The sequence below is a fragment of the Vibrio zhanjiangensis genome, from assembly GCF_030161235.1.
GTDB classification, from domain to species: domain Bacteria; phylum Pseudomonadota; class Gammaproteobacteria; order Enterobacterales; family Vibrionaceae; genus Vibrio; species Vibrio zhanjiangensis.
On the sequence record NZ_BSPW01000018.1, the window covers coordinates 38253 to 52253 of the forward strand.

Annotated in this window: 1 protein-coding gene (cut by a window edge); it reads left to right on the forward strand. The window is 44.2% G+C overall.

Annotated elements, in window-relative coordinates:
- Positions 1–14001 carry the 5' portion of a non-ribosomal peptide synthase/polyketide synthase gene (locus QQK21_RS04015; RefSeq protein ID WP_284190915.1) on the forward strand. 13692 nt of this gene lie beyond the right edge of the window, so 14001 of the gene's 27693 nt are visible here — the first part of the coding sequence; it begins with the start codon at positions 1–3; its stop codon lies off the right edge, out of view.

Consider the following 14001-nt stretch of genomic DNA (forward strand, 5'->3'; position numbering starts at 1 on the left):
TTGAATAAAAAGACCTTGAATTTTTGTAGCGTCAAATTTGACAATAGTGGCCATTTGGGAAAATCAGCAGATAAATATAATAGACAAGAAATATTGCATAATTTGCCCACTGATTTTTCTCGCAAAGGTTATAGCCATGAAATGAGAGAAGAATACTCTAGTGCCTTGTCTGATGAGATGGTTTTGGAACTTGATAGATTATCTGCCATCTTGTGTACAAACCAAGGGACAATATTACTCGCTGCATTTTCAAGTCTTGTTCATCGAAATAGCAATGACACCGAAGTGCGAATAGCAGCATCTGGCAGCGTTGAGGGCATAGCGCGGAGTGAATCAGCACAGGTTATTCCCACTTGCATTGATTTTTCGGACAATCCAAGTTTTGAACAAGTTTTAGGGCAAACTGAACGAGACCTTACGTCTGGTGAGTCGGAGAAGGAGGCCGTCTTCTCTTTGCAGATAGGTTTTTCATATGATGCCGATAGGTCATTTTTGGCCCACCAACCACAGGAGTTACACCTTGCTGCTCAGTGTTTAGAAAACGGTCTAGATTTAATTTGGTCTTACAACAGTTCGATTTTTAGTCAAAGGTCGATGGTTTCATTAAGCCAACAACTTAACGTTCTACTAAAAGCCATTACAGCAAACCCTAAACAATGTATTTCAGCGCTACCTTTATTAAATGAAAACGATAGACAAAAAGTCTTGACGCAGTGGAATCAGACGCAATCAGACTTCTCAAGGGATATCTGTATTCACTCGTTATTTGAAAGGCAGGTAGAGAAGACGCCAGACTATATTGCCATTCGCTATGACAATGAAGCTCTTACCTATCAACAACTGAATGTTCGCGCCAACCTGTTAGCGCATCACCTGATTGAATTGGGGGTGGGACCGGAGCAATTAGTAGGAATTTGTTTACCACGCTCGATCGACATGATGGTTGCAATACTAGCGGTCAATAAAGCTGGGGGGGCATATGTGCCTCTTGACCCAAGCTATCCCAGCGAAAGACTCAGCTACATGCTTGAAAACAGTCAATCTCAAGTGTTGATAACGGACAAAGAACTGAGTGCTACACATCATTTTCAATCTGTACAAAATGTATTGGTTGACAGTATCGAACTCTGGAAATGTCTTGAAAATACGCCACAATTTAGAAGCAATCCAAGTATTGATGGCTTATCTGCAAGCAATCTAGTTTATGCCATTTATACATCAGGTTCGACTGGTAAGCCTAAAGGTGTCATGAATGAGCATACCGGTTTGGTTAATCGGATTTTGTGGGGAAGCAAGGCATACCCAATTTCTGCTGATGATAATGTGTTGCAGAAAACCCCCTTTGGTTTTGACGTTTCAGTGTGGGAATACTATTGGCCTTTGACCACAGGCGCGACTTTGGTCATGGCCAGACCTGACGGCCATAAAGATGTGGACTACCTCTTTGAGGTCATCAATGATGCGCAGATTACGGTAATACATTTTGTTCCTCCGATGCTGGCGAGCTTTATTGCAGACGGGCGTTTTGAAACTCAAGCCGCTAGTTTACGCCTTGTTGCGTGTAGTGGAGAAGCGTTACCCGTAGATGTGCAAAACCGCTTTCTTGCTGGACATCGAGCTCAGTTGCTCAACCTTTATGGTCCGACAGAAGCTTCTATCGAAGTCAGTTATCATTTCTGTACCCCAGACTTTGAGGGGAACTCTGTCCCTATTGGTAAGCCAATCGACAATATTAAGTTGTACGTATTAGATAGTGACTTTAATCCGGTACCAATCGGCGTTGTTGGTGAATTATACATTACTGGTGTTGGGGTCACGCGAGGCTACTACAACCGGGAAGACCTCACAAAAGAAAGTTTTCTTGCCAATCCACATCAACAAGATGACACGGATGCAATCATGTATCGAACGGGAGATTTAGCTCGTTGGTTACCCCAAGGTGAGATCGAATACTTAGGTCGTATTGATCATCAGGTTAAAATCCGCGGATTTCGCATCGAGTTAGGTGAGATTGAAACTTCTATTGGTGCGATTGAATCGGTCAGCCAGAATGTCGTGGTTGCTCATGACAATCGTTTAGGAGAGAAACAACTGGTTGCTTATCTTGTTTCTGTGTCAGAAATAGAGGATCAAAATCTTTGGTTTACAGACATTGCAGAGCAATTAGAAAAAACACTGCCTTCGCATATGATCCCGACAGCCTGGGTATGTTTAGATGAATTGCCGCTTACGCCAAACGGTAAGGTTGATCGTAAAGCATTACCAGAACCGGCTATGCCTGTCCAAGAATCTTATGTTGCTCCAGAAACGGAGACTGAAAGGTGGCTGGCTGAACTATGGCAGGACTTACTCCAACTTCCAAAGCCCGTCGGTAGAAAAGCCAACTTCTTCTCTCTAGGTGGTCACTCATTGCTCGCAATGAGAATGTTGTCGCTAGTGAAAATCGAGAAAGAGATAAATATTGGTATTGCGGACGTTTTTGCTAGCAATAGTCTACAAGAATTTTCGACCTTGGTTGAACAGGCAGAACGTGGTCAAGCTGATCTTATCACTCGTCGAAGTAGTAAAGAGCCTGCCCCCCTATCTTTTTCTCAGCAACAGATGTGGGTTCTTGACCAACTTCAAGGAAGTGCTCAGTACAATATACCTCTGATACTGAGTTTAAAAGGAGACTTGAATTTAGCCGCTTTGACCAATGCGATAACGGAAATTCTTACTCGACATCAAGTGCTGCGCACTGTGTATCAGCTTGATGACACAGATTCAGCTCAGCAAATGGTTCTTAATTCCATCGAGGCGTTTAAGCTAGAAACGGTTTGCCTTAAAGGGTTACCCGAGATAGACAAGCAAACAGCCTTAGAAGAAGTGCAAAATGAGTTGATTGACCGTGAGTTCGACCTTAGCCAAGATGTTATGCTTCGAGCTTGCGTGGTTGAACTTAATGAAAGTGATTATCAACTTATCATAGTATTCCATCATATTGCAGCTGATGGTTGGTCACTAAGCATCTTTGAGCGAGAGCTTCGCCATTATTATTTGGTAGGGCAATTGGAGAAGATTGAGCCTCTGGATGAGTTGGCAATTCAATATGCCGATTTTGCAACATGGCAACGTACAGAACAGCACCGAAATTTGAATGCGCAACTTTCTTATTGGAAAAATAGGCTTGTCGGTATACCAGAAATCCATAGTTTACCGTTGGACTTTGCAAGGCCTACGCAATCGACTTTCGTAGGCGCACGTTATGGTGTCACTATTGATACTAAGAAACTCGCTAAGTTTAAAGAAGTTTGCCAGCAGCAGGGCGCCACACTATTTATGGGGCTGCAAGCGCTTGTATCTGCCCTAATCAGTCGATATAGCCAAGAAAAAGATATTGTTCTGGGTACGGTCAGTGCCAATCGTGAGCAAGCTGAATTGTCTGCCATGATAGGCTTTTTCGTTAACACCTTGATTTGTCGAACAGACTTATCAGGTAATCCATCGTTTAATGAGTTGATAGTCCAGTGTAAAGCGAGATCGCTAGAGGCGCTGAGCAATCAAAATATGCCTTTTGAACGCCTCGTTGAAGAGCTGGCCCCCAATCGCTCTCTTAGCCATCATCCACTGTTCCAAATTATGCTTGTGCTACAGAACAATGAGCAGCCGAATTACGATTTGAACGGCTTGACTGTTACACCTGTGCAACCTAGCAATGTAAAAGCTAAATTTGACTTGACCATTAATGCGGTAGAGTTAGGTGACGAGTTGGTCCTTGATTGGGAATACAGTTCGGATCTATTCCTTGCCGAAACCATTCAACGTCTGTCTTCTCACTTAGTTGCATTGATTGATGCCGTGATTGTGGACCCAGAGGCCAAAGTGTTAAGCTGTTCTATGCTTAGCGAGAAAGAAATCCAGCTATTGACTCAGGATTGGGCAATGGGTACGAGACAAGATGCAAAAGCGTCTTGTGTTCATCATTTGTTTGAACAGCAAGTTGCGGATAATCCACAGGCCTTAGCGTTGTCGTATCTGGGGAACTTGCGCTCTAACACCATGACTTATAGTCAGCTCAATACTCGCGCGAATCAGCTAGCACACCTACTCGTGAAGCAGGGGGTTAAGTGTGGAGATATCGTTGGTATCTGTATTGAGCGCTCTGATACTCTGTTTGTTTCTTTACTTGCGGTATTAAAAGCGGGTGGAGTGTACTTGCCACTGGATCCGAATTATCCGGTTAAGCGCTTGCAGCATATGGTCTCAGACAGTCAGTTAAAGATGGTTGTGACTGAACAGGGTGCCTTAAGTTGTGTTGAAAACTCAGAAGTTGAGCTTTTGGTTCTGGATTCTCCTGAAATACAAAATGCGTGGTTGCAGGAGTCCACTCGAAATCCAAGTTTCTTAGATAATGTAACGGGTAGCATTCCTGCTTATACCATCTACACTTCAGGCTCGACCGGTAAGCCTAAGGGTGTACTTTTATCACACCATGGTTTGGTCAATCTCGCCCAAGCTCAGCAGTCTTTACTTGATGTCAGTAGTGATAGTCGAGTGCTTCAATTTGCGTCTATTAGTTTTGATGCGGCCACATGGGAGTGGGTAATGACGCTGTGCTCTGGTGCGCAACTTTTTATTTACGATGAGGAATGTATCAAGTCTGGCCATGCTTTGTCCGATGCGGTAGACCAAGCAAACATTACCCATGCCACTTTGCCACCCGCACTACTTCCTGCTTTGGAAGTCGATAAATGGCGCAATGTTAAAACCTTAGTGGTTGCTGGCGATTCGTGCGCACCAGATTTGGTTTCTATTTGGGGAGAGAACCGCAAGTTCATTAACGCGTATGGCCCAACCGAGAGCACTATCTGTGCGACTTTAGGTCAACTAAGCCCAGATGAAGATACCATACATATTGGTCAAGTTATTCCTGGCGCTGAAGTATTAGTGCTAGATGAATTTATGCAGCCAGTGCCGATTGGCGTTGTGGGTGAGCTTTATATCGGTGGCGAAGGGCTTGCGATTGGGTACTTGCATCAACCCGATTTAACACGGGAAAAGTTTGTTGATCATCCACTTAGTAACAAGCGTAAGCTTTATAAAAGCGGTGATTTGGTTCGCAGGCATGTGAATGGCAATTTGGAATTTATTACTCGAATAGACCATCAAGTAAAAGTGCGCGGCTTTAGGATTGAACTGGGAGAAGTAGAAAGCGCGTTGCTTGAGCTTCCTAATATTCGAGAAGCCTTTGCGTGCGTGACAGAAGAAAGTAGTGGAGAAAAACGTTTAGTTGCCTATTATTCATCTCAATCTGAACATCAATTGGACGAAACTCAGATAAGAGAGGCATTGCAATCTACACTGCCACATTACATGCTACCAAGTGCGTTAGTGGCGATGACAAGTTTGCCTTTAACGTCCAATGGCAAAATTGATCGTAACGCGCTGCCTAAACCTACTTATCAGTCAAGGTTGGACTATCATGCGCCTGAAACACCAATGGAGCAGCAGCTGTGTGAGATCTGGCAACAAGTTCTTGGCCTAGAGTCCGTCGGTGTGCTGGACAACTTCTTTTCTATTGGTGGTGATTCCATTTTGGCAATACAAGTGGCTTCTCGTGCTCTTAAAGCGGGACTGTCCCTCTCCACTAAACAAATATTCCAGTATCAAACCATTGCTAAACTTGCACCAAATGTCGACCAAGTTGATTCCACCGAGATAAAGTTGGCAGCGGTGGAGGGAGAGCAAATTTTGCTGCCGATTCAACGTTGGTTGCTGTCTGGCGATCCTGTCGAACAGCATCACTTTAACCAAGCGGTTGAGTTTTCGCTTTCAAAACAAGTGAGCATGGAACAGCTTACGGAGGCGTTAAGTTCTGTCTATCAGCACCATGATGTCTTCAGGTTATCTTTCACCGCTGATTCCAGTGCGGCCTATCAGCGATTAGAAAAGCTGCAGGCCAGCCTTTGTGTATACGATACGCAAGAGGCCTTTGATGCTGCAATCAACACAGCACAGACTGGATTTGACTTATCTCAGCCCGATTTAGCGCGATGCGTTGTTTTGAACCAAGAAAAGCAGGAATCTAAGGTTTCGTGGATCATTCACCATTTGATCGTTGATGGTGTTTCATGGCGTATTTTGCTTTCTGATCTTGAACTTGCACTCACGCAGCTTAAGTCTGAAAAGCCGATTGATTTAGGTATAAAATCGAACAGCTATCAGGCTTGGGGTCAATGGCTCGAAACCTACTCACACAGTGAGATGCTAGCGAGAGAGGCGTTATACTGGCATCAAGTGGTGAATAGTGATGTGGCGCCGCTTAGTGTTGAGAATCATTTACCTGACCAAGATCTCAACTCTTGGCATGACAGCAACAAAGTATCGCTTTTGGTGAGTGAAGAAATCACCCAAAACCTAGTTGGTAAAGCAAATCACAGTTATAACACTCAAGTTAATGACCTATTACTGCTGGCATTGACACGAACTCTCACCGAGTGGCAACAATCGAGCCGAATTTGTGTCGAACTTGAAGGTCATGGCCGTGAAGTGTTGGATGACTCATTTGATCTCAACCAAACCGTGGGCTGGTTTACCACTACTTATCCTGCTTTGCTTTGTTTAAATAGCACTGACCTTGGCTCGCAAATAAAATCGATTAAAGAGCAACTTAGAGCTATTCCAAACAAAGGTTTAGGCTACGGTGTTTTAAAACATCTTTGCCAAGATGAAACGCTCAATCAACACAGATCTGTCGATGTTTTGTTTAACTATTTAGGTAAGTTTGACTCGAGAGACATGACGGCTGATGGCCTTATTTCTCAAGTTACCTTTGCAGATGATGCTTTGTGTATAAGTCAAGATCGTAGTCGATTCAGTACCTTGAGCGTGGAAAGCATCATACAAAATGAGCGATTAAATGTATGCTTTGAATACAATCGTAATCAATTTAATCAAAGTACGATGCAAGGTCTTTTAGACCGCTTCAATCAACACCTTTATGACATTATCAGTCATTGTAATTCGGCTAAAAAACACTATACCCCCAGTGATTTTCCGCTCGCCAATATTGGGGCCAATCAACTCGAAAAGTTAGAAGAAAGCCATCATATCGCTGATTTGTATTCGGCAACGTCAATGCAGGCCGGAATGCTGTTCCATTCTCAACTGTCACAGGGTTCAGGCCTGTATATTACTCAAATGATATTGGAGTTAGGTCCTGTTTGTGCCACAACTCTCAAACAGGCTTGGCAAGCTCTGATAAACCGTCATGATGCACTAAGGACAGCATTCGTACATACAGGGTTAGACAAGCCTTTGCAACTTGTAGCTGCACAGGTAGAAGTGCCATGGAGAGAAGAATCTATTGGCGCTCACCAAAATGAAGCGTGGGAAAGCTTACTTCGCAGTGAAAAACAGCAGCCGCTTGATGTTGAGAATGCCCCATTGATGCGCTTGGTGTTGGTGCATGTTGAACAAGAGTCTTACAAGTTGGTATGGACTCATCATCATGCCTTGGTTGATGGTTGGTGTTTGCCAATCCTTCTGAAAGAATTAGCCACACTATACGAATCTTTATCACGTGGTGTGGAAGCGATACTACCCGCTCCAGCGGCGTATAAGAACTATATTCATTGGCTTTCTCGACAGGATAGTCAAACTTGCGAAAGTTACTGGCAGGATTATTTATCCGGTTTTACAGCGCCGACGCTTATCAGCGATGCAGTGGTTCAAGAACAAAAACTGGATAAGCAGGGCATTTGCGAGATGAAATCGCACCTTGGTCAGGCGTTAACACAACGAATTTATCAAAGTGCGCGAGATAGGAAAGTAACCACTAGTACGCTATTTCAATCTGCATGGGCCATGATATTAAGCCGATACTGCCGATCTAACGATATCGTATTTGGTACAACTCGCTCTGGCCGTCCTGAGTCCTTGAGTGGTGTTGAGGACATGGTCGGTTTATTTATTAATACGCTACCGACACGGGTCCAATTTTTGGATGGTGCAGAAGCATCCATTGATTTTGTCCAACGTATTCATCAGTCTCAGCTTGAGCATGACCAATATGCCCATGTTTCGTTGACTAATATCCAAGCGAACTCTGATATTGAAATCGATAGCTCGTTATTTGACTCCATCATGGTATTTGAAAACTACCCCTTTGATGCGAAAGAGCTCTCCTCTGGAACCGATCATCAACTCAATATACAGGGTCTAACGGCGAACGAGCAGACCAATTTCCCGTTGTCGATTGTGATTATTCCGGGTGATTCTATAGAGCTGAAACTTTTATTTGATCAAACAATATTCACTGCTGTCACCATAGCAGGTTTGTTGGAGCAACTGGAACATGTTCTCACGTCACTTATTGATTGTGATACGCAAGATATCAGAGGGATTGCGCTCACGAGTCAGGTAGACCTATCGACGAAACCTGATCCTAAACTACTGCCTATACTGGAGCTCTTTAACCAAAGTGTAGAGCGCTATGCTAATAAAACTGCAGTGGTTTATGGCAATCAAAAGATGACTTATCAAGAGCTTGATCAACGTTCTGACAATCTTGCCGCGTATCTGATAAATGGAGGAATCTCTACAGGTGATAGAGTCGGCCTTTACCTAAATCGTTCGATTGATTTAATTGTCTCTATGCTTGCCATCATTAAAGCAGGTTGTGCTTATGTGCCTCTTGACCCCGAACAAGGTCATGCTCGCTTAGCGGCTATTATGGAAGACTGTCAAGCTAAAGCTATATTGACTCATGGCAAGCTTGCTACTGTGATTCAAACTCAACATGAGCGATTGATTGATTTGTCCTCTCCAACCACGGTGCAAGAGATTGAGTTGGCCGTTAGTGATCAAAATTGGTGTTCGGATGCGAGTGCGCTTGCGTATATTATTTATACGTCAGGCTCGACAGGTAAGCCTAAGGGGGTTGCCGTAGAGCAGGGAAGTATCACTCACTTAGTACATAACAATCCCTACACAAAGATTGATTCTACTCAGATTTTTGGTCAGGCCTCTAACCATTCATTTGATGCGGCAACGTATGAAATCTGGGGCGCGTTACTCAATGGAGCCAGTTTGGTTTATGTGCCAAAAGAAACGCTTTTATCACCGGATAAATTCCAACAACATATCGAGCAGACCAAGATTAACAATATGTTCGTTACCACTGCTTTATTTAATAAAATTACAGAGCAAAAACCGGATGCATTCTCTTCGTTGAAGTACCTTACAATGGGCGGTGAAGCTATCTCCCCTGAGCATGTCAATCATGTTATTGCCTCTAGTGGTAAACCCATTAGTTTCTGGCATGTCTATGGACCTACAGAGAATACAACGTTCAGCACTTGGTATGAAATGCAAGATATCAGTGATGTCTGCCCAATAGGCCAACCTTTACCACACGCTGATGCATTTGTAATGGACCCATGTTTGCAGCCTCTTCCTCAAGGCGTAATTGGTGAACTGTATCTAGGGGGGCCGGGGCTCGCGCGAGGGTATTGGCGCAGACCTGATTTGACCGATTTAAGTTTCATTCATCTTGAAGCTTGCGACCGCAAGCTCTACAAAACGGGCGATCTTGTCTATCGCAATAGCCAAAATCAAATTGTTTACGTCAGTCGTGCTGATAATCAAGTTAAGCTACGTGGATTTAGGATTGAGTTGGGAGAGATTGCGTCCACAATTAACCACATACAAGGAGTGACTGGGTGTCACGTTATGGTTAGAAATGACCATGGTGATCGAAAGCTGGTTGCTTACTTAGTACTGGATGATAAATCACGACAAAACACTGAACAAAGCCTTGCTGATATTCAATCTCAGCTTAAACATCAGCTTGCCCAGTACATGCTCCCTTCAGCGATCGTTGTTATGGATAGCTTGCCATTAAACGCCAATGGTAAGCTTGATACTAAATCTCTTCCTGAGCCTCAAGCATACTTAGATGATGAGCGTTTTGAACCACTGAGCAATAATGCTGAAGTGCAGCTCGCTAAACTTTGGAGTGAGGTTCTAGGCCATGAGATCAGTAATCGTTATGCCAGCTTCTTTGCTTCAGGCGGGCACTCTTTGCTGGCGATGCAATTGGTAGCCAAGATAAACCAAACTTATGCTACCGATGTTAATATCACTTTAGTGTTCGATAATTCAATCCTCACCAATCAAGCCGAGGCTCTTCAGGCGATGATTGGGACAAATCTAGCAGGGCTTCCTGCTATCACTCATAACCATGATTCTAATCAGCCCAAACTATCTTTTGCCCAGCAAAGGCTGTGGTTTATTGACCAAATGGAACAAGGCAGCAGTCATTACAATATGCCGATGGCGATTAAGTTAAAGGGCAAGCTTCGTGTTGACTCGTTATATTCGGCGTTTATTGATGTGATTTCTAGGCACCAGAGTTTGAGAACGTGCTTTATCAATCGGTCAGACTCACCGGAAACTAGGCTACGCCCTGTACCAGAAAGCTGGGTTATGCCCGTGTTTGATGTGTCCCAGTTAGATGGTGAAGAACAATTGATAGAAGTAAGTCGTCTGCAAGGTGAGGAAGCGGTTAAACCATTTAACCTATCGTCAGATTTAATGCTGCGCACTGGTTTAATCAAAACCGCACAAGACGAACACATCTTGCTGCTTACCATGCATCATATCGCATCAGACGGTTGGTCATTGGGGATTCTGTTTAACGAGCTAAAAGCGTTTTATGAGGATGCTTTGCAGGGGAAAAAGCAAGACCACGAAGATTTGGACATTCAGTACCTTGATTATGCCAACTGGCAACATCAACCAGAGGTCATCCGTTCTTTTAACAAGCAAGTAAGTTATTGGAAAGAACACTTGTCCGGCGCGCCAGCCGTGCACAATTTGCCTCTTGACTATGCTCGTCCTGCTGAGCAGAAGTATCAGGGGCAGTGGCACTCTACTCATCTTGACGAGAGTCGGAGCAATGCTTTTATCAAGCTATGTCGAGATAACGATACCACCTTATTTATGGGCCTTCACAGCGCATTTGCTGTTTTACTGTCGCGTTATAGTAATGAGACTGATATCCTTATCGGCACACCTGTCGCCAATAGGAATCAAGCGGGCCTAGAATCTATGATAGGTTTCTTGGTCAATACCCTAGTGCTAAGACTTGATCTTGATGATAACCCAAGCTTTGTCGAGTTGCTTGAGCGAAGCAAAACCACCAATGTTCAGGCATACGCAAACCAAGAAGCTCCGTTTGAGCAGGTAGTCGAGGCACTGCAGCCACAACGAGATTTAAGCTATCACCCTTTGTTCCAAGTCATGTTGTCGGTCAATACCGAGCAAACCAAGCTTGAGCTGTCGGGAGTAGAGTCTGAGACATTGCCACTCGTCGAAAGCCACTCACAATTTGACCTTATGCTGGTAGTTAATGAAAGCGGGGACGCATTGGAACTGGCTTGGGAATACAATACCGATTTGTTTAAGCGTGAGACCATCGAGCGGATGGGCAAGCAATTTGAACTGTTAATCGATAGCATCTTGCTCTCTCCAGATACCAGTGTATTTGGACTGTCGTTGGTGGATCAACCAGCCCTAGATCTGATGACACAGTGGAATAAAACCGAGTGTGAATATCCTAAGCAGGAATGTATTCATCAGTTATTTGAACAGCAAGTCGTAAAGACGCCCGATCAGGTTGCGTTGGTTTTTGAAGATGAGTCGCTAACCTATAAGCAGCTTAACCTGCGTGCTAATTTACTTGCACACTACCTTATGGACCTTGGTGTAGGGCCTGAAAACTTGGTCGGCATTTGTTTGAATCGTTCACTTGAGATGGTCATTGCTATTCTTGCGGTAAGCAAGGCTGGAGGTGCGTATGTTCCTTTAGATCCAAGCTATCCTGTCGAGCGATTGAATTACATGCTCGAAAACAGTCAAGCCAGTGTGCTGATTATATCGCACTCACTTCAACACTCATTAGAGCTTGAAGCTGATAGATTCATTGTCGCGGATGATGCCGCTCTATGGGATGAGTTGACTCAGAACTCCCACTGGGAAGCAAACCCCCAAATAGAGGAGCTATCACCCAATAACCTAGTTTATGTGATTTATACATCAGGTTCGACAGGCAAACCCAAGGGTGTGATGAATCAACATTCTGGCTTGGTGAACCGCCTCAACTGGATGCAGAAGACTTATCAATTGACATCAAACGACAAGGTTTTACAGAAAACGCCGTTTGGCTTTGATGTCTCTGTATGGGAGTACTACTGGACGCTGACAACTGGGGCGACTGTGGTTATGGCGCGTCCAGAAGGGCACAAAGATGTAGACTATCTACTTGAGATAATCGACAAGGAGCAAATTAGTGTCATGCACTTTGTTCCTCCTATGCTTGCCAGCTTTATTGCCGATGGTCGCTACGCCAATCAGACTCCAAGCCTGCGTCTGGTCGTGTGTAGTGGTGAGGCTTTATCGGTGGATGTGCAAAATCGATTCTTGGCCAATCATCATGCTCAGCTTGAGAATTTATATGGTCCAACAGAGGCTGCAATTGATGTTAGTGTTTGGCGCTGCTTACCTGATTTTAATGGACGTTCAGTGCCTATCGGTAAGCCGATAGACAATATTAAGCTCCATATCTTGGACCAACAGCTAAACCCTGTTCCAGTCGGTGTTGTTGGAGAGCTATTTATTGCGGGCGTTGGTGTCGCGCGCGGATACTACAATCGTGATGACCTTACCCAAGAGCGTTTTATCGCTAACCCTCATGCTGAATCTGATAATGATGCACGTCTTTATCGTACGGGTGATCTTGCTCGTTGGCTGCCAGAAGGTGACATAGAATACCTTGGCCGTATTGACCATCAGGTGAAGATACGTGGATTTAGAATTGAGCTTGGCGAGATTGAGACTGCCATTGGGCAACAACCTGAGGTTGAACAATGTGTCGTGGTTGCCAAGGAGAATAGGTTAGGTGACAAATTCCTAGCCGCTTACCTTATTATTGCTAACCAAGGTAAAGACTCTGATGCCGTTGTTGCTGATATTAAGCAGAGGGTTTCAAGTCATTTACCCGAGCATATGTTGCCAGCAGCTTGGATGATGCTGGATGTGATGCCACTGACTCCGAATGGAAAGGTTGATCGTAAGGCTCTACCTGAGCCTCAGATGGTTATAGAACGAGACTATGTAGCGCCAGAAACAGCGACTGAGAAAAAGCTTGCTGGTGTATGGCAAAAGGTTCTTCATAGTGAGCATCAGGTTGGGCAGAACGCAAACTTCTTTACTTCGGGAGGCCACTCATTATTGGCGATCAAACTGCTTGCGGAAATCCGTGCAGACTTTAACGTATCGTTAAGCGTTCGTAGCATCTTTACTCACCCAGTTCTGTGCCAATTGGCAAACTTGATTGATTCAAGTGAAAAGGGTGATGCGAATGGTTGCATCAAGCCTTTGGAGCGACCAGAGCGTATCCCTCTTTCATACTCTCAGCAACGATTGTGGTTCCTAGAACAACTTGAAGAGCGAAAAGATACCTACAATATGCCGATGGCATTTGAGTTAGACGGGGAGTTAGATTCTCAAGCTTTGCAAGCTGCGTTTAATGATTTGGTTGCTCGTCATGAAAGCTTACGTACTTGTATTGTCAATCTTCAAGGAGAGGTTGAGCAGCGTATTTCGCATGGGCTATTAGTGGTCCCTTTTAGTTCAGTGGATCTTTCGCATCTTAGTATTGCAGATCAAGAACTTGAATTGGGTGTTATTAGGAGAGAAGAAGCAACAACGCCGTTTGATTTAAGCCGAGATTTGATGATACGAGCCAGACTGCTGAAGCTCACGACTCACAAGCAGCTGACTCGTTCGGTATTGCTCGTTACCTTGCATCATATTGCTGGTGACGGAGTCTCACTGGATATTCTATTACGAGATCTGGATGTCTTATACCGCAGTCACATTGGCGAAAGCCAAGAAAAACTTGAAGCTTTGCCAATTCAGTATGCAGATTATGCATTATGGCAGCTTAACTTCTTGCAA